The 26,515-nt window shown below is 56.9% G+C and carries 23 protein-coding genes, 2 tRNA genes and 2 pseudogenes; 20 read left to right on the forward strand and 7 right to left on the reverse strand.

Features of this window, described 5'->3' with window-relative positions; all coding sequences use genetic code 11:
* The first annotated feature begins 38 nt into the window (after positions 1 to 38).
* Positions 39 to 692, forward strand: coding sequence for an SH3 domain-containing protein (locus HNI00_RS10650; protein WP_316793137.1), 654 nt, complete (start codon positions 39 to 41; stop codon positions 690 to 692).
* 110 nt (positions 693 to 802) lie between these two features.
* Here the strand turns inward: HNI00_RS10650 and HNI00_RS10655 are convergent, their stop codons facing one another.
* Positions 803 to 1,369, reverse strand: coding sequence for a hypothetical protein (locus tag HNI00_RS10655; RefSeq protein WP_316793139.1), 567 nt, complete (start codon positions 1,367 to 1,369; stop codon positions 803 to 805).
* 286 nt (positions 1,370 to 1,655) lie between these two features.
* On the opposite strand from HNI00_RS10655, the gene HNI00_RS10660 reads away from it, so the two are divergent.
* Positions 1,656 to 2,906 carry an SH3 domain-containing protein gene (locus HNI00_RS10660; RefSeq protein ID WP_316793141.1) on the forward strand — a complete coding sequence of 417 codons (1,251 nt, stop codon included), beginning with the start codon at positions 1,656 to 1,658 and terminating at the stop codon, positions 2,904 to 2,906.
* A gap of 17 nt (positions 2,907 to 2,923) precedes the next feature.
* Positions 2,924 to 4,060, forward strand: a complete 1,137-nt coding sequence (locus tag HNI00_RS10665; RefSeq protein WP_316793143.1) for a hypothetical protein — start codon at positions 2,924 to 2,926, stop codon at positions 4,058 to 4,060.
* Positions 4,061 to 4,338: 278 nt separating this feature from the next.
* On the opposite strand, the pseudogene HNI00_RS22125 reads toward HNI00_RS10665, so the two are convergent.
* A pseudogene (locus HNI00_RS22125) lies at positions 4,339 to 4,501 on the reverse strand (transposase); the annotation flags it as partial.
* Positions 4,502 to 4,884: 383 nt separating this feature from the next.
* Here HNI00_RS22125 and HNI00_RS10675 point away from each other — a divergent pair.
* The 9 genes and pseudogenes from HNI00_RS10675 (at position 4,885) to HNI00_RS10715 (ending at position 13,328) form a co-directional block, all read left to right on the forward strand.
* Entirely contained in the window at positions 4,885 to 5,298 is a 414-nt protein-coding gene (locus HNI00_RS10675) for a VTT domain-containing protein (RefSeq protein WP_420156259.1), read from the forward strand.
* Entirely contained in the window at positions 5,282 to 6,829 is a 1,548-nt protein-coding gene (locus HNI00_RS10680; RefSeq protein ID WP_316793148.1) for a mercuric reductase, read from the forward strand. Before HNI00_RS10675 ends, HNI00_RS10680 begins: the two co-directional genes overlap by 17 nt.
* Positions 6,830 to 7,027: 198 nt before the next feature.
* Positions 7,028 to 7,759: a TVP38/TMEM64 family protein gene (locus HNI00_RS10685; RefSeq protein WP_316793151.1), complete on the forward strand. Its 732-nt coding sequence runs from the start codon at positions 7,028 to 7,030 to the stop codon at positions 7,757 to 7,759.
* A 245-nt stretch (positions 7,760 to 8,004) separates the two neighbouring features.
* Entirely contained in the window at positions 8,005 to 9,060 is a 1,056-nt protein-coding gene (locus HNI00_RS10690) for an AI-2E family transporter (protein ID WP_316793153.1), read from the forward strand.
* Between the two features lie 662 nt (positions 9,061 to 9,722).
* A complete protein-coding gene (locus HNI00_RS10695) occupies positions 9,723 to 11,393 on the forward strand; it encodes a mechanosensitive ion channel (RefSeq protein WP_316793155.1) in 1,671 nt (556 codons plus the stop codon).
* A gap of 76 nt (positions 11,394 to 11,469) precedes the next feature.
* Positions 11,470 to 11,942 (forward strand): annotated as a pseudogene (locus HNI00_RS10700) (IS630 family transposase); the annotation flags it as partial.
* A gap of 58 nt (positions 11,943 to 12,000) precedes the next feature.
* Entirely contained in the window at positions 12,001 to 12,183 is a 183-nt protein-coding gene (locus tag HNI00_RS10705; protein WP_316793157.1) for a ribbon-helix-helix protein, CopG family, read from the forward strand.
* A gap of 42 nt (positions 12,184 to 12,225) precedes the next feature.
* Positions 12,226 to 12,786: a hypothetical protein gene (locus tag HNI00_RS10710; protein ID WP_316793159.1), complete on the forward strand. Its 561-nt coding sequence runs from the start codon at positions 12,226 to 12,228 to the stop codon at positions 12,784 to 12,786.
* Positions 12,783 to 13,328, forward strand: a complete 546-nt coding sequence (locus HNI00_RS10715) for a Uma2 family endonuclease (RefSeq protein WP_297076802.1) — start codon at positions 12,783 to 12,785, stop codon at positions 13,326 to 13,328. Before HNI00_RS10710 ends, HNI00_RS10715 begins: the two co-directional genes overlap by 4 nt.
* 97 nt (positions 13,329 to 13,425) lie before the next feature.
* On the opposite strand, the gene HNI00_RS10720 is transcribed toward HNI00_RS10715, so the two are convergent.
* From HNI00_RS10720 to HNI00_RS10730, 3 genes are all read right to left on the reverse strand, one after another.
* Positions 13,426 to 13,497: transfer RNA gene (locus tag HNI00_RS10720), tRNA-Thr, on the reverse strand.
* A 10-nt stretch (positions 13,498 to 13,507) separates the two neighbouring features.
* Positions 13,508 to 13,589, reverse strand: a tRNA-Tyr gene (locus HNI00_RS10725).
* Positions 13,590 to 13,803: 214 nt separating this feature from the next.
* A complete protein-coding gene (locus HNI00_RS10730) occupies positions 13,804 to 15,066 on the reverse strand; it encodes an aspartate aminotransferase family protein (RefSeq protein WP_316793162.1) in 1,263 nt (420 codons plus the stop codon).
* Between the two features lie 525 nt (positions 15,067 to 15,591).
* On the opposite strand from HNI00_RS10730, the gene ureE reads away from it, so the two are divergent.
* Genes ureE through HNI00_RS10745 form a run of 3 tightly spaced genes read left to right on the forward strand, consistent with a single transcriptional unit; the run spans position 15,592 to position 17,804 of the window.
* Positions 15,592 to 16,299: an urease accessory protein UreE gene (ureE, locus tag HNI00_RS10735; RefSeq protein WP_316793164.1), complete on the forward strand. Its 708-nt coding sequence runs from the start codon at positions 15,592 to 15,594 to the stop codon at positions 16,297 to 16,299.
* Positions 16,289 to 17,005: an urease accessory protein UreF gene (locus HNI00_RS10740; protein ID WP_316793166.1), complete on the forward strand. Its 717-nt coding sequence runs from the start codon at positions 16,289 to 16,291 to the stop codon at positions 17,003 to 17,005. The genes ureE and HNI00_RS10740 overlap by 11 nt, the downstream gene beginning before the upstream one ends.
* A 31-nt stretch (positions 17,006 to 17,036) precedes the next feature.
* The gene (locus HNI00_RS10745; protein WP_316793168.1) at positions 17,037 to 17,804 is read left to right on the forward strand and encodes a phytanoyl-CoA dioxygenase family protein; all 768 of its coding nucleotides are present in this window, start codon (positions 17,037 to 17,039) and stop codon (positions 17,802 to 17,804) included.
* A 56-nt stretch (positions 17,805 to 17,860) separates the two neighbouring features.
* Here HNI00_RS10745 and HNI00_RS10750 read toward each other — a convergent pair whose 3' ends face one another.
* Complete coding sequence (locus HNI00_RS10750) at positions 17,861 to 18,232, reverse strand: ArsR/SmtB family transcription factor (protein ID WP_172357293.1); 372 nt, start codon at positions 18,230 to 18,232, stop codon at positions 17,861 to 17,863.
* Positions 18,233 to 18,441: 209 nt separating this feature from the next.
* Here HNI00_RS10750 and HNI00_RS10755 point away from each other — a divergent pair, with 209 nt between their 5' ends.
* The 5 genes from HNI00_RS10755 (at position 18,442) to HNI00_RS10775 (ending at position 25,888) form a co-directional block, all read left to right on the forward strand.
* Complete coding sequence (locus tag HNI00_RS10755; protein ID WP_316793171.1) at positions 18,442 to 21,006, forward strand: sigma 54-interacting transcriptional regulator; 2,565 nt, start codon at positions 18,442 to 18,444, stop codon at positions 21,004 to 21,006.
* Positions 21,007 to 21,599: 593 nt separating this feature from the next.
* Positions 21,600 to 22,613 carry an ABC transporter ATP-binding protein gene (locus tag HNI00_RS10760; RefSeq protein ID WP_316793173.1) on the forward strand — a complete coding sequence of 338 codons (1,014 nt, stop codon included), beginning with the start codon at positions 21,600 to 21,602 and terminating at the stop codon, positions 22,611 to 22,613.
* Positions 22,614 to 23,414, forward strand: a complete 801-nt coding sequence (locus tag HNI00_RS10765; protein ID WP_297079862.1) for an ABC transporter permease — start codon at positions 22,614 to 22,616, stop codon at positions 23,412 to 23,414. It abuts the gene before it with no gap.
* Positions 23,415 to 23,554: 140 nt separating this feature from the next.
* Entirely contained in the window at positions 23,555 to 25,144 is a 1,590-nt protein-coding gene (locus HNI00_RS10770; RefSeq protein WP_316793177.1) for a GldG family protein, read from the forward strand.
* A gap of 162 nt (positions 25,145 to 25,306) precedes the next feature.
* Positions 25,307 to 25,888, forward strand: a complete 582-nt coding sequence (locus HNI00_RS10775; protein ID WP_316793178.1) for a DUF4340 domain-containing protein — start codon at positions 25,307 to 25,309, stop codon at positions 25,886 to 25,888.
* Between the two features lie 137 nt (positions 25,889 to 26,025).
* On the opposite strand, the gene yidD is transcribed toward HNI00_RS10775, so the two are convergent.
* A complete protein-coding gene (gene yidD / locus HNI00_RS10780; protein ID WP_205370053.1) occupies positions 26,026 to 26,247 on the reverse strand; it encodes a membrane protein insertion efficiency factor YidD in 222 nt (73 codons plus the stop codon).
* Between the last annotated feature and the right edge of the window lie 268 nt (positions 26,248 to 26,515).

The following is a 26,515-nucleotide window of genomic DNA, read 5'->3' on the forward strand; positions in this document are numbered from 1 at the left end:
GCTTTTTGCCCCTCTTTTCTAAATAGGATGGTTTGAACATGAAGAACTTAACGTCTTTAGCAATTCGTTCGGCTGGCGTGGCTGTGCTGCTGACAGGTGCAACGCTAGCGGCTCCTGCTTTTGCTCAAGATCCGGCAGTGGTGCAGACGGCTACCGATTCCTGCATTAGAAATGCTCAGCAAAATGGCTTTGCCCTGAAAGAAGTAGTGGAAGCGGGTGCTTCTGACCGTCCTGATAAGGATGCGAAGGTGGTGCTGATGGTGACTAAGGACGGCGCAGATGCTCGCCAGACCTGCTACTACAGCGTGGCCGATGGCGGCGTGACGTTCGATAATGCTGTGGGTGCTGCCCGGAACTTCCCCTGGTGGTGGCTGCTGCTGCCGATCGTGGGCTTCCCCCTCTTGCTGGCAGCATTCCGCGGCCGGGATACCGTGACCCGCACGGTCGCCGAAGACCCCCGCTATGTGGGTGCTCGTGAAGTTCGTCCAGAAGGGATTGTCCGCGCTGCAAACCAGTCGGTCAACGTTCACTCTGGCCCAGACGGAAGCTACCGCGTCACCAGCACGCTCTACGACGGGCAGCGTGTTGCGCTGACAGGTCGCCGCGAAAACAACTGGGTGGAGCTAGCCGAGGGCGGCTGGGTGCAGTCTCAGTATATCGACGCAGCGTTTACAGGCTATGCCAACCGCTAGGAGATGCCTCTGGGATTGACCAACCGCGTTTAGACGACTGATTCGATTTCGTTTTCAAGACTGCTGTGCAGCATCGCCGCACAGCAGTTTTTTCTGTTTCTGGGAACCCGTCACACGAACAACCAGACCAGCCAGTTCACCAAGCTAAGAATCATTAGCGTACGCCATAGCTGCTTGAGGGCTTTGCTGGCAGGCGTGTTGGAGTTGGCAATTTTCCACAGTAGCCACGCTAGCAAAATGGCTAGCGCGGTTGGAATCAGCAGATTTTTGACCACAAGGGGAAGCTGGAGCGTGCTGGCCCAGGGGATGTAGGCTGCGCCGATGAGATAGGCGATCGCCCAATAGGTCGCCAGGGCATTGGCTTTTTCTGCATCGCCGGGGATGGGCTGCGTTTCCCAACGTTCCAGCAGCCCGAAGCTTCGATCTCGATGGTGCCACCCTACTTCTGGACTGATCCAGCCCAAATCTACCTGGGGGAGCCGAAAGAAGATCCACACCCCAGCCACAGAACACAGCCAGAGGGTAGACCATTCGCCAAACCGCCGTAGCGTATCGATCCAGCCACTTTGAGCAAGATCAAGCTGAGAACTATCCAAGTGGGCACAACCCGTCACCAGTCCAATCACGCCGATCGTCGTCACCATCAATCGCCAAAACTGTCGTGAGAGGGGCAGCATATCCTACCTCATGTATTTCTCATAGGGGGTTTGCCATAGTTACACCCCAAATGCTCTTAATTATGAAATCAAGGCGATCGCCCCCGATTTCGTCAATTTCTTATTTTTCTGCAAAGTTCGCGTAAAACTATCCTGCCTTGTGTGTGAATTTTGGGAATTCTGAACTGTGAATGGGAATGTCCCTTCAGGAGCCGCGAGGCATCCGGTGACGCTGGATTCGGATCGATTGTTAGGTCACGGTCACGAGACGCACGCTCCAAAATACACAGAATTTCCAGGAAATTTTATGAAAACGCAAGTCGGTTCGGCGACGACTCGGCAATGGACGTTGGGCTGGAGGACGGTTTCGGTCATGCTGCCTGGGACGATTCGCAAAGCGTTCGCGCAAGCGGTGCGGCACACTCTCCCTGCGGGAATCGCTCTTCTGCTGGCCGGTTGCCCGGCGACCACTCCTTCTGCCTCGCTGTCTGAAACGAGCAATTCTTCCAGCCCTTCGGCATCGCCACAATCAACGGCGAATTTGCCCCGTTCTGAGAAACCCTCAGCATCGACCGGAGGCAATGGGCAGAGCGCTGCCTTGTCCGCAACAGCCACCAAAAGCGGCACTGAGGAGAATTGGGCTGTACAGCAGGCAATACTTAACGATCCATTGCTCAATGCAGCTATCAATCGAGAATTTGAGCGAGTGTCAGGACGCGACCCGGCAGATGTACATCCGCTGCAAGTAGGGGCGATCGCCATTGTCGAAAACTACGCCCTGGCAGAATACTCCGCTGGCGTAGGCGATTTGCCAATGGATGGCTATGGACTGCTTATCCGGCAAAACAATCGGTGGCTCATGCTCGACAGCATCGGGTTTCCAGGAGAAATTGTGCTGGCTCAGATGGCAAATTTGGGCTTGCCAGAGGCGACGATTCAACAGTTGTTGAACGCATTTCGGCAGGCTGGGGCAAACTTTGAGGTTTCTGATATGCCCATGTATCAACCCGTCATGCCCTGTGTGACTCGACTTGACGACCCCAATCCACCGACCAATGTTCGATTCACACCTGTAGTTGCTTCGGATAATGCCATCGGGCAACTCCCCAACGGCACTTCTCTTACAGTCATCGCGCCGCTGGACGGCTGGCTCAAGGTTCGGCAGCCGCTGGTGGGCTGGGTGTCCATGAATCTGACGCGAGTGTCCTGTGGAAATTCCCTGGACGAAGTGCAGCGAAACCTGGATGAATTGCAGTTGAAGGAAGAAGAACTAGCCGTGGAAGCCGCCGATACGCTAGTTCGCTATCTCTATCGCGGTGCAGATGGAGTTTTTGCTGAAGCGGCGATCGCCCGTTTTAATGGGTTCGCCATTGATCGGTTCTATGCTCTGGAAGCCGCCCTCGACCGACACACCGAGGAAGTGCGCCGCCAGGTGTTGCAGCGGGTAATCGCTCCAGGAATGCATCCTCAGGCTGTGGCCAACTTTAACGAAGCGCTCAATCGTCCAGACTTGTCGCCGACCCTCAAAACGTGGCGAGCGCTCAACCCCTATAAATAAACTTTTCAGGAGATGTTATGACAGCGATAAACGGATGGACTCGCTCGATTCTAAGTCGGCAGTTGGGCAAACCCGCCAGGATTTTGCCGATGGTGCTGCCGGGGTCGATTCGCAAAGCGTTCGCGCAAGCAGTGCGGCGCACTTTCCCTGCGGGAATCGCCCTATTGCTCGCGGGTTGCCCGGTATCTACAACATCTGCTTCTTTGTCGGAAGATGGGGCTAGCCATGTGCCCAGCGCCCCTGCTCAGCAGACGACCCGTGCATCAGCAGCGTCTACCGAACCATCGCCTGAAGGATCAGCAGCGAAGGCCGATGGCTTGCAGACTCCGGCAGCGCCAGCAGCAACAGCTATTACAGCGGCTACAACAGCGGCTAAAAGTAGCGCTAGCGAGCAAGAAGCAGTGCGACAGGCGTTGCTCAATGACCCATCGCTCAAGGAACGGCTTCAGCAAGCTCTAGCAGACTACAATACGCCAGATCGAACGTTGGTGCCGCTGTCGGTGGGGGCGATCGCCATTGTCGAAAACTACGCCCTGGCGAAAGCTGAGGGAGGCTATGAAGACCTGCCCATTGTCGATGAGTATTACCTGCTCAGGAAGCAAAATGGTCAGTGGGTGGTTGTGGATAGCGTTGGTCGCGGGCCCAGAATTGAGGCAGGTCAATTGACGCTCCTGGGCTTGTCGAACGGGGTCATTTCTAGCCTGCTTGATGCAATGCAAACGGCTGAGGCAGATTTGATCGTCTCTGACACGCCAGTGATTTCGCGAGAGATGGTTGTGTTGGGCGGCATTTCCCCCGACATGACGGTTGCTGAGGTGAAGCAGCGGTTGGGGCAGCCGCTCTCTGAGAAGGTTGAGGAAACAGGCTGTTGCGGTTCCCTGGTTTACCTGGAATATCCCAATTTTTCGCTGGGGCTATCCCAGGAGGGGGGCGTTTTCCAAATGAATACTACCCATCGGGACGTGGCGACGGGGGCGGGGGTGCGCGTGGGAGACACCCACGAGGCAGTGACCAATGCCTACGGTTCGCCTTCTCTGGCAGATGGCGAAATGCTGATCTATTACGTCAGCGGGTCGGATCAATCCGAGTCGTTTTCCTTTTCGCTGGACGGCGGGCGCGTTGTGGAAATCAGATACTACGCCCTGCTGAATTAGGCGGTGTTGGAAAGGGGATTGGAAAGGGGGCGATCGCCTATTTACTTGGTCTACTTACACAGTGGGCGATCGCTCTTTGTCTATGCTCCAAACCCGCTAAATCTCTCGCTCCACCACTAGCGTTTTGTCTGACTGCAATGTCCCAATCTCAATTCTCTAAATACCCGCTACACATAGAGCGTCAACAATCCAATCCCACTGAGTCAGCGATCGCAGCGACTCCGCCGAAAGGCGACAAACCCACTGGCTGATGGCGTGCTGGAGTTGGCAAACATCATCAAAGCGAACCCAAGCTAGCTCCCGCTTGAGTTCCCGCCAGACCCGCTCAATGAAATTGACCTCAGGGCAATAAGGCGGCTGAAACACCAAGATGACATTGTCCGGTATCGTCAGGTTCTGAGCCGTATGGGCTGCGGCATTATCCACCTGAATCAGATGTAATATCAATTCTCTAAATACTCGCTATATATAGAGCATCATTTCAGCGATATCGATTTTCAGGAATCCAACCATAGCGGCTAGCTCTAACGTCTTCCTATGTGCAGCAAATCTTTGGAGATTTGATGTTACTTGTGTACTCAGGCTTATCTAACTCGGTTTGCTGACTCGGTTTTCTAACTCAGATTGCCTGCCTGCACTCGGTGGCTTTGAGGCTGCCAATATTCGGCTTTTCCGTTTGTTTCAAACCATTAGCAAAAACTCAGCTTATCTTCAGAAATCTGAAAACCTTCTAGGCTATAACGTCGTACAACGGGTTGCACCGCTTGTAGAATCAGACCCGTTCGAGTACCCATGAGGCGATCGCCCAGCAGGGGCTAAAGATTGTGTTTTTAACGCGCCTCTCGCCTCTGTTTCCGTTTAACTTGCTGAATGATCTGTTCGGAATCACCTGTGTCTCTCTCAAGGATTACGTGATCGGTTCCCTGGGGATGATCCCAGGCACCTTCCTGTATGTTTATTTTGGATCGTTGGTTGGCGATGTTGCGGCGCTGCATGTGCCCCTTGATATGCCTGAAGAGGTCAGTCTTTCCATGCGGATAGCGTATGGGATCGTCAGGCTTTTGGGCCTGTTTGCCACAATTGCGGTCACGGTTCAGATTGCGCGCATTGCTCGGCGATCGCTCCGTCAAAGCCTCTCACAAAGCCTCTCACAAAGCCTCTCACAAAGCCTCTCACAAAGCCCGTCTTCCTCTCCCTTTCCCGCACCTAGAGATTCTAGCCATGACTCAATTCATTAGCCAGGAACCCGCGCTTCAGCCGCTGGATGAATATAATCAGTCGCTCCTGTCCTACGTTCATCCGCCCGACTGGATGAACCCAACGCCCGCCGCCATGTATGACCTGGTGGTGATTGGCGCGGGAACGGCAGGACTGGTAGTGGCCGCAGGGGCCGCAGGGCTGGGGCTGGGGCTGAAGGTGGCGCTAATCGAGCGCAGCCTGATGGGGGGAGATTGTTTGAATGTGGGCTGTGTTCCGTCGAAGTGCATCATTCGTTCCTCGCGGGCAGCGGCTGACATTCGGGATGCGATGTCGTTTGGTGTTCATCCGCCTGAGCAAGTTGAGGTGGACTTTGCGGCGGTGATGCGGCGGATGCGAAAGATTCGTGCGGGGATTAGCCATCATGACTCGGCGGATCGCTTTCGTAAACTCGGTATCGACGTGTTTTTGGGAAGCGCGGAATTTGTGAATGAGCGGGCGATCGCTGTCGATGGCGCTCAACTCCGGTTCAAAAAAGCTGTCATTGCGACGGGGGCGCGGGCTGTTCGTCCCAAAGTGCCCGGATTGGCCGAAGCGGGCTACCTGACGAATGAAACCGTTTTTTCGCTCACCGAACGCCCCAATCGGCTAGCGGTGATCGGCGGCGGCCCCATTGGCTGTGAGCTGGCGCAGGCGTTTCACCGACTGGGCAGCCAAGTGACAATTTTGCACAAAAACTCGCATCTGCTGGATCGCGAAGATGCCGATGCTGCCGAAATCGTGCAGCAGCAGTTTCTTCGGGAAAAGATGCAGCTAATTCTGGATTGCAAGCTGGAGCAGGTGGAGCAAACCAGCGCGGGTAAGGTGATCCAATACAGCCAAAACGGGGCAGTGCATAAGGTTGCGGTGGACGAAATCCTGGTGGGGGCGGGTCGTGTGCCCAATGTAGAAGGGCTGAACCTGGACGTGGTGAGCGTGAAGTATGACCCACGCAAGGGCGTTCAGGTTAACGACTATTTGCAAACCACAAACCCGCGCATCTACGCCGCTGGCGACATTTGTATGGATTGGAAGTTTACCCACGCTGCCGATGCCGCCGCCCGCATTGTGATTAAAAACACGCTGTTTGCTCCATTTGGACTGGGGCGCAGCAAGCTCAGCAGTTTGGTGATGCCGTGGGTGACCTACACTGATCCCGAAATTGCCCACGTTGGGTTGTACGAGCGGGAGGCGCAGGCCAAAGGATTTGACACCAACACCCTGAAAATTCCCTTTTCCTCGGTCGATCGCGCCCTGGCAGATGGCGAAACCGAGGGATTTGTGAAAATTATGCACAAGCGCGGCTCCGATCAAATCCTGGGGGCGACGATTGTGGCGCGTCATGCTGGGGAAATGATTAGCGAAGTGACGCTGGCGATCGCCACCAAACAGGGACTGAGCGCTCTCTCTGGCGTGATTCATCCTTATCCCACGCAGGCCGAAGGCATCAAAAAAGCCGCCGATGCCTATCGCCGCACGCTGCTCACGCCCCGCACGCAGGCATTCTTGAAGCTGTTGACAAAGTTTAGCTAGGAAAACATGTCGATTTTGGATTTTAGATTGGCGATTTTAGATTGGCGATTTTAGATTGGTAGACCGCTCACCCAAAACCCAAAATCCAAAATCCAAAACCCACTCCCCGATGCTCCTCTCCTCCACGCGCCTGCTAAGGCAAAAGGACACCCTATGATGGTTTTACGATCAGTCCGACGAAATCGAGCGTTGCAACGGATGGTTTGGTGTGTCATGAGCGCGATCGCCCCTTTTCTGCTGAGTTTGCCAGTGCTTGCCCAAGACGCGGCGAATTCTAGCGGTTTGCATCCCCAGGAGTTGCTGAGAAATGCTTTGCAGTGGATCGACGGGCTGGGCGTGGTGGGTGGACTGGTGTTTGTTGCCATTTATATTGTCGCAGCGGTGGCTTTTTTACCCGGTTCTATTCTGACGCTGGGTGCGGGTGTGGTGTTTGGTGTGGTGCTGGGGTCGGTGTATGTGTTGATTGGCGCAACCCTGGGGGCGATCGCCGCCTTTCTGGTGGGTCGCTATCTGGCACGGGGCTGGATCAGCCAGAAAATCGCAGGAAACCAGAAATTTGCAGCAATTGATGCTGCCGTTGCCCATGAGGGCTTCAAGATCGTGCTTTTGACCCGGCTTTCGCCTGTGTTTCCCTTCAATTTGCTGAACTATGCCTTTGGCGTGACGGGGGTTTCACTGCGGGACTACGCGCTGGGGTCGATTGGAATGATCCCCGGCACAATTATGTATGTCTACCTCGGCTCGCTGGCGGGCGACTTGGCGCGAATTGGCAGCGAAGGGCAGCCTACAAATGCGACGGTGCAGTGGGCAATTCGGATAATTGGCTTTATCGCAACGGCGGCGGTGACGGTATATGTGACCCGCGTTGCCCGCCAGGCCCTAGCCGAAAAGGTGAGCGAACCCGTGGTCGATCAGGAAGTGCGGCTGTAGGCCGAAGCGGTAGCCTATTACGCAGCAGCCTATTACGTAGTCGGGGATTGACCCGTCGTGCGATCGCCCTTTCGATCTCCCAGCGTCTTTACAGAATCGGGAATAAACAGCCGACACCCCCTATCCAAAATCGGCAATCCCAAATCCCAAATCCGCAATCCCAAATCCAAAATCCCTATCCCCTTCTCTGCTGAGAATGATGCAAGATTGTAGGGAAATCATTCCCTTTGCGTACTCTGGCATTCATGTTTGCATCCTTCAAAGCTCTTCCGGGTTGGCTGCGGCTGTGGATTTTGTTTCCCCTGGGGTTTCTCAATCTCTGGCTATTGCTGTTGCTGCTGGACTATCTCAGCCCGTTCGTGGGTGTGTTGGGTTCGGCAGCAATTTTTGCATTTCTGCTGGATATTCCGGTTCAGGAGTTGCAGAAGCGGGGGGTGCCGCGTGGCTGGGCGATCGCCCTTGTTCTCAGTATTTCGCTGCTGGTGCTGACGCTGGTGGCGGTGACGCTTGGCCCGCTGCTGCTGCAACAGTTGAGCGCTCTGGTGGCCAGCCTGCCGCAACTGATCGACTCTGGCAAGCTGCAACTGCGGGCGCTGCGGGAATGGGCGATCGCCCAAAACTTGCCGATCCAGCTTTCTGACCTGCTGAATCAGACAATCAACCAATTGGGCAGCGTGTTTCAAATTGCAGGCAGCAAGCTGCTGGGCATTTTGACCGAAACCATCACCAGCCTGATCAATGTGCTGTTCTTTATCGTGCTGACGATTTTCATTCTCGTGGGTGGCGAGGCGGCCTGGGACGGCATCTTTAGCTGGCTGCCTGCGCCTTGGAACGAAACGCTGCAAGACTCCATCCAGACCACCTTTCGCCGCTACTTTGGCACACAGGCGATTTTGGCGGGCATTCTCAGCGTGGCGCAAACCGTGGGGCTGCTGGTGTGGGGGGTGCCCTACGCGGTTCTGTTTGGCGTGACGATGGGGGTTGCAACGCTGATTCCCTACGGCGGTGCGGTGGCCACAGTGGTCATCAGTATCATTGTGGCGCTGCAAGACTTTGGGCAGGGCGTGCGGGTGCTGATTACGGCGATCGCCATTGGCCAGGTCAACGATATTCTCCTCTCGCCCCGACTGATGGGCGAAACCATTGGGCTGAACCCCATCTGGCTGATTGCGGCGCTGTTTCTCGGCGGCAAGGTTGGCGGCGTGCTGGGGCTGCTGGTGGCCGTGCCCATTGCCAGCGTGATCAAAAGCACTGCCGATCAAATCCGTCAGCCAAAGACTATGATTCCGCCCAGTCTATAAATCTGCCCAGTCTATAAATCTGTCAAATCTGTCTCTCACTTTCGGCTTTCCGCCGTGAGATTAAATTTGAACAAACCCTAAGAGGGTGTTTGAAAAGGTATCGCCTGTAATGTTAAGCACTCAGAGATCCCCCCTAGCCCCCCTTAAAAGGGGGGAAACCGCCTTAAAGTCCCCCTTTTTAAGGGGGATTTAGGGGGATCTTGCACGCTTTGCTACAAACAGTAGGACTTTTCAAACATCCTCTAACAAGTAGCGAACGAGCAGCGAACAAGTAGCGAACATTAGGGGGCGGCTTCTGATGCGGATCGGATACTTCTTCTAGCCCTTTTAGGGTATGGAAGCGATGCTGTGAATGTATTCTAGCACTCACCCATCTAGGAAGCAAAACCGATATGCTGGTATCGCCTATTTTTTCTCCCTATCTTAAAGATTTGTCTGTCGATAGGGTGACGGATTTCCTTTAGGAAGCTATTAAGATTAATCTCGACAGTTCACTGCTTCTAGCTGAGTCTTGCTCTGGCTGCTAGCGGCTAGGGCTATAGGGTTTTAGCCTCACACTCTTCATTCGCTTTAGAAATACTGTCAATCTTTGGGAGCGTCTTTAGAGGTTTTCTAGATTCTCTCAAACCGTTTGATTGTTCTCGTTGTATTTGAATGGTCTTATGGCGTTTGATCCTGCTTTTCTGACAAACATCAACACTCAATTAGGGAGCTTTCTACCCAGTCTGCTGGGTGCAATTTTAATTCTCATTGCAGGTTGGGTTCTGGCGGCGATCGCAGCTTCTATTACCAAGCGAATTCTGCTGCAAACTAACCTGGACAACCGACTGGCATCTACCTTTCTGCCTGCCGGATCAACGGCTCGTCCCCATGTAGAGCAGTGGGGCGCGGCGCTGGTGTTTTGGGTGATCATGATCTTTGCCATCGTGGCGTTTCTAAATGCGCTGCGGCTGGATGTGGTTTCGCAACCCTTGAATAATTTCCTCCAACAGATTTTCAGCTATCTGCCTCGGCTGGGCGGTGCTGCAATTTTGGTGGCGTTGGCCTGGGTTTTGGCAAGCCTAGTCAAGGTTTTGGTAACTCGCGGATTGGCTCGATTTGGATTAGACGAAAAGCTAAATGTTGCCCCAAAAGACGCAGAAGCGGGAGCGGCTGATCCCTACGTAGCTGCAAGAAGCGCAGAGGTAGGCGTGGTCGATCCATCTCGACAGCCCGCAGCCGAAAGCCCGTTTCTCTTGAGTGAAACGCTGGGCAATGTGCTGTATTGGTTTGTCTTTCTGTTTTTCTTGCCGCTGATTTTAGATGTGCTGCAATTGCAGGGGCCGTTGCAGCCTGTGCAGACCTTACTCAACGACTTTTTGGTGATTTTGCCGCGAATTTTGAGCGCGATCGCCATTGGTGCGGCGGGCTGGTTCATTGCCCAGGTTGTGCGGAACATCGTGACGAATCTGCTGCGGGCGGCGCGGGTCGATCGGCTGGGCACTCAGTTCGGCCTTTCCCGCACTCAGGGGGCGCTGTCCCTTTCTAGCTTGATTGGCACGCTGGTTTATGTGCTGATTTTGATTCCGACGGCGATCGCCGCGTTGCAAGCACTGGGAATTCGGGCGATTTCCGATCCGGCGATCGCCATGCTGAACGACATTCTGACCGCGTTGCCTCGCATCTTCACGGCGGCAGTACTGTTGATCGTGTTTTATGTCATTGGGCGATTTATTGCAGACCTGGTGACGAACCTGCTGACCAGCTTCGGCTTCAACAATGTGTTTGAGTGGATGGGGCTGCCCAGACAAACGGTGGCCGCGGTTTCGCCCCCGCCGTCCAGCCCGCCCTATGATGCAACGCCGGGAGGAGAACCCACGGTCGTCCAGCCTGCTGCGACGCTGCCTCGGCGCACCCCTTCGGAAATCGTCGGCATTTTGGCGCTGGTGGGGATTATGCTGTTTGCCGCCGTGGCAGCGGCTGAGGTCTTGCAATTCCAGCAGCTAACGGCCATTGTGAATGGTATTTTGGCAGTGTCGGCGCGGGTGCTGGTGGGGGTCATTGTCTTTGGCGTGGGGTTGTACCTGGCGAATTTGGCCTTCAATCTCATTGCGGGATCGGGCGGTCGGCAGGCGCGAATTTTGGCGCAGGCGGCTCGGATTGCAATTATTGCGCTGGTTTCTGCGATGGCGCTCCAGCAGATGGGCATTGCGACCAATATTGTGGCGCTGGCGTTTGGGCTGCTGCTGGGGGCGATCGCCGTGGCGCTGGCGATCGCCTTTGGGCTGGGCGGACGTGAGGTTGCCGCAGAGCAGCTTCGCGAATGGCTGGCTTCTTTCAAGCAGCAGTCCTAGGGCGTGCTTAGACCGTTTGATTCCCCCTAACCCCCCTTAGATCCACCCTAGCTCCCCTTGCCCACTCTGGGAGAGCAGGGTGGTTTCATTGAGGAGGAGGAAAATCTTGGGTGAGGATGGTATAAACTTGCTGGACTTGGTTCGTCAGCGCCCGGATGCCCTGAGGAGTGTTGCGCTAAGCGAGTTGACGCGCGATGTTGATGACAAAACAATTCAAAATCGCCCAGATCACAGGAGCATTGCTGCGAGATTGGGCAACGCTTCTGTGGGCTTAAATCTGGGAAACGCACCGAACGAGTCAGTTGGATTGCAGCACTACGAGAGAGCAGCCTTTTTGCGCCAATGACCTTTGCTGGATCGTGCAACCGGGATTTAGTGGAGATGTGGTTGGAGGAGTGCTTAGTCCCCCAACTGCAACCGGGAGATGTGATTGTGATTGACAAGTGATTGACAATGCCAGTTTCCATCATTCTCAAACCTATTGAAGCGATCGTGGCTCAAGCAGGGTGTGAGATTTGGTATTTACCCCCTTATTCCCCAGACCTGAACGACAAAGCACTAGGAAAGTGTAACCTATGGATATTGAAAGCCTTGCGGGACAGAGCTTGTGGCAACTTCAAAGGCAAAGGTGATGGCTTATATCGAGCCAGAACTGAAAGAAGATTTAGAGCGACTGGCGGATGTTCGCAACCGCTCAATCAGCAATTTGCTTGAGACTCTGATTCGAGATGAGATTGAGCGGGCTAAGTCCACTGGAGAGCTAAAGCCGCCCGTACAGCAAGGCAAGTAGGGAGGGGCGTTCATGAAGTGTCTCCAAAGGAGAATCGCCATAATGAAAGCAACCCGTGCGACTGTTGAGCTTGGCTCCATCTCGATTGAGGGCTTTATGTTGCCGGATGGCTCCTACCGGATGAGCCAGACCCAGGCGGCAGAATGTGTGGGATTGTCTGAACGAAACGCCCGCGATTTTTTGCGCTCGAAGGGGCTTAAAGCCTTGCTGGGTGAAGGTGATACGCCCGCGATTTTCGAGATTGAGCCAGACGCAGGACAGGCGAGAGGCGCATCTCGGGCCAGGGGCTTGCCCTTGGAAGTCGTTAGCGCCTACTGGCTATGGCAGGCGTTTCGGGGTAATCAGTCAACGCTTGCGCTCTGCATGGCACTGATGACCGAATCTCCAGAGCGGCAGTTTGATGCTGCGTTTGAGGTCGAGCGCACCGAGGGCGATCGCAATCAGCGACTTGCGCAGCGGTTGCAGCAGCTAGAGCGCATCATCAAATCAGTGGGGCTGGGCATGGCGCTCGACGATGATATTCGACGGGAGAATGCCTACTTGATGCGAGTGCTGAGAGAAAACGGCATCGACCCCTATGGACTGCTGGGAGAATCGCCATGACCACTACAAAGACCAGATGGACGCTTGACCAGTACCACCGAATGGTTGAGGCGGGCGTGCTGGAAGATGAGCAGGTTGAACTATTGAGAGGAGAGATCGTCCTGATGTCGCCCGAAGGGATTCCCCATGCCAACAAGCGCATCAAGGCGGGCGGCCGCTTGCAAAAACTGTTGGGCGATCGCGCTCAGGTGCGCCCCGCAGCCCCCATCACGCTGAGGGATGGTTCAGAGCCAGAACCCGACCTAGCGATCGCGCAAATGCCAGAGGAGCGCTATGACCAGCACCATCCCTATCCAGAAGACCTCTACTGGGTTGTGGAATACAGCAACGCCAGCCTAGAGAAAGACCTGGGCATCAAGGCAGAAATCTACGCCGCTGCCAATATCCCTGAGTATTGGATCATCAACCTGCGGACAGGCGTGCTGATCGTGCTGCGAAACCCCGTTGATGGGCAATACCGCGATCGCCAGGAATTCACACAGGGGACTATTTCACCCTTGGCGTTTCCTGACCTGCTCATCCCGGTTGAAATGTTGCTCTAGTGAGGCAGAGAATCGCTATGATCCAGGCACTACAGACACCCATCACGTTTGACGAATTTGTTGAGTGGCTACCGGAGTCCTCGGAGTCCCGCTATTAAGCCCGTGATGAGGATTGAACTCATGACCTCACCCTTACCAAGGGTGTGCTCTACCACTGAGCTACACGGGCAATCGGGGGATGGGCCGGGCTGGATTCGAACCAGCGTAGGCGTAGCCAGCGGATTTACAGTCCGCCCCCATTAACCACTCGGGCACCGACCCGTCCATCCCACGACTGATAATCGTAGCATGGGAAGAGGGGACTATTCCACAAATTTTTCACACAAATTTCTCAAAAGATTTCCCAGAAAAGTTTCAGGGCATCTGCGACCTTGCTTCGGGTTGGGCAGTATTGACCCGAAAATTGACCCAAAAATTGACCCGAAAATTGACCCGAAGCAAGGTCGCCTAGTTGCCTAAAACCAACGCCTCAGCCCTAAAGAGACAAGTTGCTCAGGGCCTGATTCAGCCGTCCGAGGGCTTGCTCAATTTCCGCAGCGGTGACGATCAGCGGTGGCACAAAGCGCACCACCTTCGGGCCAGCGGGAACGAGCAGCAGCCCTTGAGCGATCGCCGCTTTCACGATATCTGCCGATACGGTGGCAGTTTCTTCCTTCAGGACTAGACCGTTGATCAGGCCCCAGCCGCGCACTTCTGCGACGAGTGCTGGATATTGCTGGGCGATCGCCCGCAGCCCCTCCCGCAGTTGTTCGCCCCGCTCCCGCACGTTTTGCAACAAGTTGTCGCGCTCCAAAGTTTCGCACACCGCTAGCGCCACACCACAGGCAAAGGGGTTGCCACCAAAGGTGCTGGCGTGATCACCCGGTTGAAAGATGTCGCAAAACGACTTGCAGAGCATCGCGCCGATGGGAATGCCGCCGCCCAGTCCTTTAGCCGAGGTGAAAATGTCGGGTTCGATGCCTAGGTTCTCATAGCCCCAAAGTTGACCGCTGCGGCCCATGCCGACCTGCACTTCGTCCAGAATGAGCAGAATCCCTTTTTCATCGCAGATTTCGCGAATCCGCTGGAAATAAGCGCGATCGCCCGGCCGCACGCCGCCTTCGCCCTGGAGCGCCTCTAGCATAATAGCCGCTACTTGGGGTTGGTCGGCATCCAGTTGGGCGATCGCCACTTCTAGGGCTGCAATATCGTTGTAGGGAACGTAGTGAAACCCCGGCATCAGCGGGTCAAAGTTCTTCTGATACTTCGGCTGACCAGTGGCAGTGATAGTCGCCAGAGTGCGCCCGTGGAAGCTGGCATGAGCCGTCAGCACGATCGGGTTGGCGATGCCGCGCACCGTGTGGGCATACTTCCGCGCCAGTTTAATTGCGCCTTCGTTCGCCTCTGCGCCAGAGTTGCAGAAAAATACGCGATCGGCGCAGGAATGCTCGACCAGCCATTTTGCCAGGTCGCCCTGCTCTGGGATGTAGAACAGGTTGGAAACGTGGTGCAGCTTTTGAATCTGGCGATTGACTGCGTTCACCATAGCCGGGTGAGCGTGGCCCAGCGTGCAGGTGGCAATGCCCGCCACAAAGTCCAGATAATCGCGTCCTTCGCTGTCCCACACGCGGCAACCTGCGCCTCGCTCCAGCACGATGGGAAAACGAGCATAGCTATTGATGACATAGGCATCGAACTCGGTGGGGGAGTAGGGACTTGCAGCGGCAATCGGTGGCGAGATGAGGGTTTCTGGACTCACAAGCGGCTCCTTGATGATGTGAAGTGGCTGACTTTAAAGATGAAGTGACTCCGCAGTACTCCTGACACCTTATATAGGTTGTATAGGGTCAGAAGCTGCATCAAATAACCATCGAACGATGATCGAACGATTCTCAAGCGTCTATCGAATCATTAGTTTAAGCCCCATCTTAGGGTAGTTTTTTGGCTGGGGGCTATGCCTGATCGGGTGAGGCGATCGCTTTCTGGTTATGAAATGCCAATATTTAGCGACCGATGAGGGCAAGACTAACGCACTGGCGAGGGCTGGGGTTGTGAGGGTTGACCGGTTTGGCGCTCGACCCGGTAGTTTTCGCTGATGGGTGTGACCAGGGTTGGCGCTGCACTAGCCAGTATTAGCCTGCACAGCACTGTGGATGACTCCTGATTCGGGTGTAATCTACTTCCATAGCGCTTTTTAGACCCTGGGGGTGATCGCAAAGCCCTGACTAATCCCTGGGGAATCTCTCAGAACGCGAATCCAAAATCTCAGACCATTGCTATTGCCATGCTTGTCCTCACCCAACGGCTCCCTGCTCCGGGCGATCGCGCCGAATTGCCTGCCGAAGTGTTTCCTGAGTTGACGCTGCTGCTGACGGCAGAGGAACGAGTGCGATCGCGCCACTATTTTGAATCCTTGGAGGGCGTGCCCTGCTCGCTGCAATTGCCCAGGGGAACCGTGCTGCGAGATGGGGACGTGCTGCTGGCGGCTTCGGGAGAGCGGGTGCGCGTGGTGGCCCGGCCGGAACCCGTCGTCACCGTCACCGCCCACACGCCGCTGGCGCTGCTGCGAGCCGCCTATCATCTGGGCAATCGCCATGTGCCGCTGGAGGTCGCAGAAACCTATCTGCGCTTTTCTCCCGACTCCGTTTTGCAAGATATGGTGGCAAAAATGGGGTTGCATCTGCAACTGGAGGAGCGTCCCTTTCAGCCAGAGACGGGAGCCTATGAAGGGTTGGGGTTCGGTGGTCAGGAGCCAGGGCATTCGCACCATCATTCGCACCGCGATTCAGACCAAGATTCGCGCCACCATTCGCATCAACATTCGCATGATTATGGTCATGATCATGATCCCGGACATGACCATTCTAATGAGGATAAACATCACCCTGAGCATTTACGTCAGCATTCTGAAATGAGTTCTCAAGCAGGTTCTTTTCAGCATTCCCGTGAGCTTGCAAGTGAGCGTTCGCAGGAGTCTTCTCATGGCGTGTGACGCGACGTTGGGTGGAGAGCGTCTGCTGCGGCTATTGCAGTTGGCGAGTCCGGCGCTGCCTGTGGGGGCTTATAGCTACTCCGAAGGGCTGGAGACGCTGGTGGCGCGGGGGCAATTGCCGGATGTAGCCAGCTTGCAGCACTGGATTGAGCAAGAGTTGGCGGCTGGAGCGATGCGGCTGGAGGCGGCGGTGATGGCGCGGGTCTACGAGGCGGCGATCGCCCCCGATTTTCCTGCTCTAGGGTATTGGAACCAATGGCTGTCGGCGCTGCGCGAGGCGGAGGAACTGCGGCTACAAAGCTGGCAAATGGGGCGATCGCTCTATCGGCTGCTGCTGGATCTCGACCCCGGCGTTGCCCCGCTCTTGGAAGCTTGCGGGGAAACCAGCAACGCAGCCGAAAATTTTGCGGTGAATTTTGCCGTGGTGTATGCGATCGCCGCCGCCCACTGGCAGATCGACTCGCGGGCTGCCATCCTTGGCTATTTGCACAGTTGGGCCAGCAATTTGGTCAACGCAGGCGTGAAGCTGATTCCGCTGGGGCAAACGGCGGGGCAACGGCTGCTGCTGGGCCTTGCTCCGGCGATCGCCCGCACAACCGACGCAGCGCTCGTCTTACCCGAAGACGACTTTGGGGCGTGCAGTTGGGGACAGGCGATCGCCTGCATGGCCCACGAAACGCTTTACACCCGACTATTCCGCAGCTAATTCCCAACAATTCCCGATTCAGGAGACAATCTTGAACGCACAAGAATGGTACTTATTCGACTTGCAGGGCTATTTGGTGCTGGAAAACGTGCTGACGGCGGCACAACTGGACGCGCTCAATGCCGAACTCGATCGCCAAATTGCGGCTGTCAGTGCTCCTGTCAATGCTCCTGTCAATGCTCCTGTCAATGCTCCTGACCGCACCTGGTTTCGCTGGGACGGGCTGCTGCCCTGGGGGCCGCCGTTTCAAGCCCTGATCGACCTGCCGCCCCTGATGCCTTACCTGAAAATCCTGCTGGGCGAGGGATTCCGGCTGGATCACGACTACACGCACGTCATCCGCCAGGGCAGCGGCCCCATCGGCACGCGGCTCCACGGCGGCGGCACGCCCTACGACCCCTGTCAGTATTACCACGTTCACAATGGGCGGATGTATAACGGGCTGACGGCCGTCGCCTACGAACTGCGGGACGTGCGCCCCGGCGAGGGCGGTTTTGCCTGCATTCCCGGTAGCCACAAAAGTAATGCCCCTTTCCCCGATGAATGGCGCGATCTGGAAAACCCGCCCGCCTGTATGCAGCCCGTGGCCGTGTCCGCAGGCAGCGCCATTCTGTTTACCGAAGCGCTGACCCACGGCACGCTGCCTTGGCGCGGCCAGGGAGAGCGGCGCACCCTGTTTTATAAATACTCGCCGCGATCGAATGCCTGGGCGCGATCGCTCTACAATCCTGACGAGTTCCCCAGCCTCACCGAGGCTCAGCGGCGGCTGCTCCTCTCGCCGGGAGTTTACCCGTATTAGGGGCATCCCTTTCCGAAACAGGGATTCGCTGAGCTTCTGCGCCCCTCAAGATCCTGTCATACCGACCGCTTCAAGACTTGCCCACTGGTCAGCCCAAAGGCTCGAAATCGGCGTGCCTGGAGTTCGATGCGGCTGGCGAGGCGATCGCACACCAGATTACACAGTTCAAACGTTAGGTCATCCTGCACGCTGTAGTATGCAGAGGTGCCCTCGGTGCGGCGCGAGAGGATGCCTGCTTGCAGCATCACTTTCAGGTGCTTGGAGACGTTGGCCTGGCTGGTGGCGGTCGCTTCGACCAAATCTTGCACACACCGTTCGCCGTTGCGGAGGACGCTGAGAATGCGGAGGCGGGTCGGCTCGCTGAGGACGCTGAAATACTCCGCCACCTGCTGCATAATCTCAACTGAGACCGGATCTACCGTTTTCATGCGGGTCGTTTCAAAAAGGCTTAATCCCAAAATATTAACAATCTATTCAGAATTGAAAATAGAGTAGTAGATTACACATCAGAACTTTAAATTTACAAGGCCGGCCTCTCCGAAATTGCCCCGATGCCCAAAAGCAGGAACGCCCAAAAGCAGGAACGCCCAAAAGCAAGAATGATTGACCCTGGATAGCCACGCGATGAGGTTGCCCCATGCAAATTGCCGAGCGGGTGCAGTGGATACAGCAGCAGACCCAGTTTGGGGAGCTATCGGAGGCGGCGGTGAGGGCGATCGCCCAGCAGGTTCGCGAGATCCGTCTTCCCGAAAACCATCGGCTGGCGCTGGAAGACACCGAACCCAAAGCGCTTTACATTCTGAAATCGGGGCGGCTGGAGCGCTATCGCACCCGACCCGACAGCGTGGCAGACACCGTTAGCCTGCTGCCCGGTTCGGTGCTGTATTTAAAGGAACTGCTGCTCGAAACGCCTGCGGAACATACCGTCATCACCCTCAGCGATTGCGAAATCTGGACCGTGCCCCGCGAGGCATTCCGCGACCTAGTGGCGCAGTTTCCGGAGCTAAACCGCACCGTATCGCGGCAGTTGGCAGACGAGGTGACGGAACTCAGTTCCCAGCTTGTCTTTGAGCAAGAGCGACAGGCGGCCCTGCGTCCCTACCTGGTGCCCAAGGTGCGACGGGGCATTGTGGGCGCGAGTCGCTATGCGGTGCGGCTGCGGCAGGAGATCAAAAAAGCAGCGGGCGATCGCCGTCCGGTTCTCATCTTTGGCGAGCCGGGGCTGGGCAAGGACAACGCGGCCGCGCTGATCCACTTTGGCAGTGGCGATCGCAAGCAGCCCATGATCAAGCTCAACGGCGATATGCTGCAACCCAGCGGCGCAGACCTGTTTGGCCGGGTGAATGGCAAGCCCGGTTTACTGAGCTGGTTGGGCAACGGCACGCTGCTAATCAACAACGTGCAGGACGTGCCCAAGGCGCTCCAGCCTAGGCTGGCGGAACTGCTGGAAACGGGAACCTACCGTCCTGTCGCCCGCGAAGGCGATCCAGAACCAGAGCCGCGTCAGTCGGGTGCGCGAATGATCTTCACCTCAGAGCGATCGCTCCCCGAACTCGATCGCCTCGTTGGTCACGCCATCAAAGTGCCGCCCCTGCGCGTGCGAAAGGCCGACCTCGAAACCCAGGTGAATTACTACATCAGCCTCTACTGTTCCTCGCGCGGCCTGGCCCGTCCCACCCTTGCACCAGAGGCGCTGCGGCGGCTCCAGGGCTACGACTTTCCCGGCAACCTGACGGAGCTAGAGGGCATGGTCGGCCGCGCCATCATCCAGTCCAGCGGTGCGCCCGTGCTAACGGAAGAGGTGTTTTGGGCAACGGGCAGCAAGACCCGCCGCTTTCGGGTCAACCTGCTCAACGCCTATCCCAAGCTGCGCCAGTTTCTCCGCAGCCCGTGGTGGCCCGACCGGATAAACTACGGCTTCACGGTCTGGTTTTTTCCGCTGGTGATTGCAGTTCTCTGGCTGGGGCCGCAGACCCGCGACCAAAACTTTGCGCTGAATTTCTTTTGGGCCTGGTGGTGGCCGCTGGTGCTGATTGGCTTCCCGTTTGTGGGGCGGCTGTGGTGCGCGGTGTGCCCGTTTATGATCTACGGCGAAATTTCGCAAAAAGTCTCAACCAGCGTGTTGGGTCGCAAGCTGCTGCCCTGGTCGCGTCCAGAAGCAGAAAAATGGGGCGGCTGGTTTCTGTTTGGGCTATTTGCGCTGATTTTGCTCTGGGAAGAACTGTGGCATCTGGAGAACACAGCCTATCTCTCTGCCTGCCTGCTGCTGCTGATTACCGCCGGAGCTGTGATTTTCTCGTTCCTGTTTGAGCGGCGCTTCTGGTGTCGCTATCTCTGCCCCATCGGCGGCATGAACGGCCTGTTTGCCAAGCTGTCGATGATTGAACTGCGGGCGCAGCAGGGGATCTGTTCCGCCAGTTGCACGACCTACCAGTGCTATAAGGGCGGGCCCCAAAAGGGCGAAGGACAGGAAACCGGCGGCTGTCCAATTTATTCGCACCCGGCGCAGCTTCAGGACAACCGCGACTGCGTGCTGTGTATGACCTGCCTGAAGGCCTGTCCGCACCGCTCGGTAGAACTCAACCTGCGGCCCCCCGGCATTGAACTTTGGACCACCCACAAGCCCACGCGGCCGGAGGTGTGCCTGCTGTTTTTGCTGGCGGGGGCGGTGGTGCTGCATCGGCTGCCGACAATTTTGACGCTGCTGGGGTTTGGCGACAGTGATCTGCTGGCCACGCTGCTGCAATACGACGCGGCTCCGCTCGGCCCCTTTGCGCTTCATGCCGGACTGGCGGCGATCGCGCTGGTGCTGCCAGGGGCGATCGCCCTCCTCTGCCACAGCCTGATCGAGCGCATCACCCCCAAGCCCAAGCCCTTCATCGAACTGGCCTACGGCTATCTGCCCCTAGTGCTGGGCTGCAACCTGGCGCACTATCTGCATCTGGGACTGACCGAAGCCGGCCGCATTGTGCCCGTCACTCTCGCCACCTTTGGACTGAGCAGCGCAGGGATGCCTGTCATCGTGGCCCATCCCGCCGTGATTGCGTTTCTACAGGGCGTGACGCTGCTCAGCACCCTCACCCTCAGCGTTTTCCTGACGCAAAAAATCGCCCGCCAGCCCTTGCAAAATCTGCTGCCACAGCACGTCGGTCTAGGGGCGATCGCCCTCCTCGTCTGGTGGAGCGTGGTCGGTCAACGCTGAACCAAGAATTGCGCTGAGGGCCGAGCTAAGGGTCGAGCTAGGGGTCAGATATTGGAACCTGAGCCGCAAAGCATCAGTCGCAAAGCATGAGCCGCAAAGCATCAGCCGCAGTGAGTCAATCGCAAAGCATGAGCCGCAGTGAATCAGTCGCCAAGCATGAGCCGCAAAGCATAAGCCACAGTGAATCAGCCACACTGAATCAGCCACACTGAATCAGCCACACTGAATCAGTCGCAAGACAAGAACTTCGAGGCGCTGTCACACGCTTGACACATCTCCGTCAGATCGAAAATTCGCAATGTTGGCTACAATTTGCCGTTGTTGGGAGTGGAGAGAGCAAAGATTGGGAATGTTGCTCCGGAGCGCTTTCGATCCTCCAAGGTCGATTCTCGATTTTGGATTTTGGATTTGCGATTTTGGACTTGCGATTTTGGATTGCTCGCCAAGCGTTTTCATGGACTCCAGCAATTGCATTCGTCGCGCCCCTCAGGAAGTCACTCAGGAATTAGATCTTCCCTAAACCTCAGAATTTCCCAAACCCCGCTTGTTCCCTCGCGCCAACACGACCTAACCCTTCATCCTGTTCGCCCCTCATGATTACCGTCGAACACCTCAGCAAAGTCTACGGCTCCACCCCTGCGATTACCGATGTGACGTTTTCGGTGGAGCCAGGAGAAATTTTGGGCTTTTTGGGGCCAAATGGGGCAGGCAAGACAACAACGATGCGGATTTTGACCGGGTACTTGCCCGCCACCAGCGGCACTGCTACCGTAGCCGGGTTCGACGTGCATGAGGACTCGATGGCCGTGCGGCAGCGGATTGGCTATTTGCCAGAAACGCCGCCCCTCTATCCCGACATGACGGTGGAAGGGTTTCTGCATTTTGTGGCGCGGCTGAAGGGCGTGGCAGCGGGCGATCGCCCCCAGCGCGTCCAGTCTTCCCTAGAGCGCTGCAACCTAGTGGAACGGCGAGACACCCTGATTCGCAAGCTGTCTAAGGGCTTTCGGCAGCGGGTCGGCATTGCCCAGGCGATCGTCCACGACCCACCCGTCATCGTGCTGGACGAACCGACCGTCGGCCTCGACCCGCGCCAAATCATCGACGTGCGGAACCTGATCAAAAGTCTGGCCGGCGACCACACCATCATTCTTTCGACCCACATTCTGCCGGAAGTCAGCATGACCTGTAGCCGCGTCGCCATCATCAATCGCGGCCGCGTGGTCGCCACCAACACGCCCGATCGCCTGATGGAAGACCTGTCGGGCGGCGCGGGTTATGAGCTAGAAGTGGAGGGCGAGCTGCTGGTGGCACAGGAGCGGCTGCAATACCTCGCAGGCGTAAAGTCCGTCACCGCACTAACCGTCGAAGGGCTGCCGCCCCACCGCTACAAACTGCGCGTCATCTCCAATCCAGGAACCGACCCCGGCCGCGACATTGCCGCCACAGTCATCGGCGCAGGGCTGGGGCTGTATGAAATGCGGCGGGTGCAGGCCGACCTAGAGCAGGTGTTTCTGGAACTTACCATGGCCGACGCGCCCGCCGACCCCGACCCCAGTCTTTCCAATGAACCCCAAAACCAGTCCCCATCCGAGGAGGAAGCAGCCTAGATGCGCGTCATTTTGAGCAACATTCTGGCAATTTATCGGCGAGAACTCCAGAGCTACTTTGCCTCCCCCTTTGCCTATGCGATCGCCGCCGTGTTTTGGCTGCTGAGCGGCTTCTTCTTCGTGGTCATTCTGTTTGGCCCAGAGGGATTGCTTGCCGCCGTTGCCCAGCGCGACCAGGCCGGCATCACCGACCCACCCGTAGACGTGCCCTACCAGTTCCTGAACGTGTTTCTGGGGCTGCTGGGTTCCCTGGCGCTGTTCTTGCTGCCGATGCTGTCGATGGGACTCTATTCCGAAGAGCGCAAGCGCGGCACGCTGGAACTGCTGGCCACCTCGCCCATTACCAACTGGGCCGTCGCCGTCGGCAAACTGCTGGGCGTGCTGACCTTCTTCATCACCATGCTGCTGCCCATTTTGCTGTATGAAAGCACCCTGTTTGCCGCGTCGAACCCCGCCGCTAACCTGAACGTGCTGCTGATGGGGCATCTGGGACTGATTCTGATGGCTGCCGCCGTGCTGTCTCTGGGCATGTTCATCTCCTCCCTCACCGACAGCACCATCCTCGCCGCCGTGCTGACCTTTGGGCTGATGCTGCTGCTCTGGGTCACCGACCTAATCGCCAACGGGGTCGGCGGCCCCACCGGAGAGGCGATCGCCCACCTCTCGCTAATCAAGCACTACAACGACCTCAGCCGAGGCATCTTCAACACCAGCAGCCTCGTCCTCTACCTCAGCTACATCCTGCTGGGCATCTTCCTCACCGCCCAATCCATCGAAGCCCTCCGATTCCAGCGTTCCTAACCCGCGTTCCCAAAAACACCCCACCCCCCACAAAAGCCCCCTCTTCCCTCTTTTCTCTTCCCTTTTCCCTCTTCCTTCTTCGTTCTTCGTTCTTCGTTCTTCGTTCTTTTCTCTTCGCTCTTCCCCCTTCCCTCTTCCCCATGAAACCCCTCCGTCCCTACCTCAAACTCAAACACCTAATCTGGCCTGGCCTGTTCCTGATTCTCATGGGGCTAACGGCAGGTCTGGTGGCAGGAACCTGGGGCCCCATACCCGCTGGGCTGCTGAGCGCGGGCATTGGGCTATTGGTGGTGTGGCTGGGGTCGCAGGCCAGCGGATTTCAGGGACTATGGGGCAAACGCTCGACCCAGGCGGGCACAAATGCGGTGCTGGCAACGCTGGCAGTGCTGGCTATTTTCCTGCTCACAAACTTTTTGGCGACGCGCTACAACACGCGCCTAGACCTGACAGAGAATCGCCTGTTCACCCTTGCGCCCCAGTCGCAGGAGGTGGTGAAGTCGCTGGAAGATCCCGTCAAAGTGTGGATCTTTGACCTGGCACCGAATCCTGCCGATCGCGATCTGCTGGAAAACTATCGCCGCCAAAATCCTGACGGGTTCGCCTATGAATATGTCGATCCGCAGGTGCAGCCCGGACTTGCCGAGCGCTTTGGCGTGCAGAACTTTGGCGAAGTGTATGTAGAGAAGGGCGATTCGCGAAGCGATGCCTCCGGGAATCGCCGCCAGTTGGTGCAGACCATCAGCCCCTCCCAGCGCCTCTCGGAGCGACGGCTGACCACTGCGCTGGTGAAGATTACGAGCGATCGCCAGACCAAGGTCTACTTCCTGCAAGGGCACGGCGAGCGGGAACTGAACCCCGGTCAAGGTGGGCTGTCCCAGGCCCTCACCAGCCTGACGGACGAAACCTTTCAGGCAGAACCGCTGAACCTGGCAAACACTGCCGAAATTCCCGCCGACGCTGCGGTGATTGTGGTGGCTGGCCCCCAGCGGCCGCTTTTGGCAGAAGAAATCACTCGCCTCAAGGACTTTCAGACCCGCAAGGGCGGACTGCTGCTGCTGGTCGATCCTCAGGCGAATCCTGAACTGGACGATTTGCTGGAAGGCTGGGGCGTTGCCTTTAGCGATCGCATCCTAGTAGACCCCGCCGCCGGCCGCGATGGCGCAGTCACCATCATCACGGAATATGGCCCGCACCCCATCACCGACGGACTCAACAACGGCATCACCTTCTTTCCCCTGGCGCGGCCGCTGGAACTGGGCGAAGTCGAGGGCGTAGAGATGACCCCGCTGCTGTTTACCAATGCCCGCACCCAGGCCCAGCAAATCGGCGAAGACGGCCAGCTCCAGCTTGACCCCGAAGCGCCAGAGGGCAATCTCGTTCTGGGCGCTGCCTTCAGCCGTCGCCTGTCAAACGCGCCCGCCCCCAGCCCCTCGCCCGACGCAGAGGAGCCGCCTGTTCAGGACGAAGTGCGAATGGTGGCGATCGGCAACTCCACGTTTGCCACCAACGGCCTGATCGACCAGCAGTTGAACCGCGACCTCTTCCTCAACGCCATTGGCTGGCTCAGTCAGGAAGCCGACCCCACCTTCTCTGTCCGCGCTGCCGAACCCACCAATCGCCGCGTGCTGTTCTCTCCCTCCCAGCAAATTGCGCTGATTCTTGCCTCGCTGGTCTTTTTGCCGCTGGCGGGGCTGGCGCTGGCGGTGGGCGTGTGGTGGCGACGGCGCTAATCGAGGTTCGGCGTATACCTGAGAACCTTGCACCAGAATCTTGCATCAGAACCTTGCATCAGAACCTTGCATCAGGCCTTTGCACTAGAAACTTGTACTAGACTTTGCACCGATTCCCCCACCCTCTAGCCCTCCAATCCCTCGCTATTGTTACTCTGCGCTATGAAACTCAAGCCTGCTACTTTCTGGCTCCTCTTTGCCGCGCTGATCTTGGGCAGCGTCAGCCTGTGGTCGTTGCAGCAGCCTCCACGCACCGAAGAGGCAGGACAGACCACTCCGCAAAAGCTGTTTGCAATAGAGGAAAGCCAGATCCAGTCGCTGACCGTGAAAAAGCCCAATGAAACGCTGCTCTTTGAAAAAGACGAAAATGGCGTGTGGCAAATGAAACAGCCCCAGCAGGGCGTGGCCAACGATGCCGCCGTTGCGTTTTTGGCAAACCTACTGGCGACCGGGATGAGCGATCGCACTTTTTCCATTCCCCCGACTGACCTCGCCACCTACGGACTCGACCAGCCCCCCACCACCATCGAATTTACCGCCAACGGCAAACCCCACACCCTCGCCCTCGGCAACAAAAACTTTAACCAGAGCGCTATCTACGCCCTGATTGACGCGCCAGAAAATCCGCAGAACCTCAATGTTTCCCTCGTCTCGCTCGACTTTGAAACCGCCGTGGGGCGATCGCCCGATGCGTGGCTCCAGCCGACTCCTGCTGCTTCACCTAGCCCGTCGCCAGCGGAGTAAGAACGAAGAACGAAGAGGGAAGAACGAAGAGGGAAGAACGAAGAGCGAAGAACGAAGAGGGAAGAGGGTTTAGGACAGGTTTGGGAGATGCCTAAGAATTTTCGTTTTTCGTTCTTCATTCTTCTTTTTTCCATTTGTCACTTTTCCTCCGTCGGCACCGGATCATAGCCGCCTTCGCTCCAGGGGTGGCAGCGGGCGATGCGCTTTGCCGTTAGCCAGCCGCCTTTGATGGAGCCGTAGCGGGCGATCGCCTCCAGTCCATATTGCGAGCAGGTGGGCTGAAAGCGGCAGCTTGGCGGAAACAGCGGCGAGATTAGGATGCGGTAGGAGTGGATGAGTCCGAGCAGGAGGACTTTCATGGCGATGGAACGGTTATCCAGTCAAGAGAAGACCAGTCAGGAGAAGGGGAGTCGTCCTCTGCTCCGAAAAGCTGAGGGTATACACTAAGCATAAATAAAGGTATTCACAAGTGGCTGGGCGCATCTCAGTTATGCAAGTATGCAAGCTTGCCCTCATCCCCCAGCCCCTTCTCCCAAAAAGGGAGAAGGGGAGCCGGATTGGAAGTCCCTCTCCCGCTTTGGGAGAGGGATTTAGGGTGAGGGTTACAAAAGTGAGATACACCCCAAG

The sequence above is a fragment of the Thermoleptolyngbya oregonensis NK1-22 genome, from assembly GCF_032705245.1.
Lineage (GTDB): Bacteria > Cyanobacteriota > Cyanobacteriia > Elainellales > Elainellaceae > Thermoleptolyngbya > Thermoleptolyngbya sichuanensis.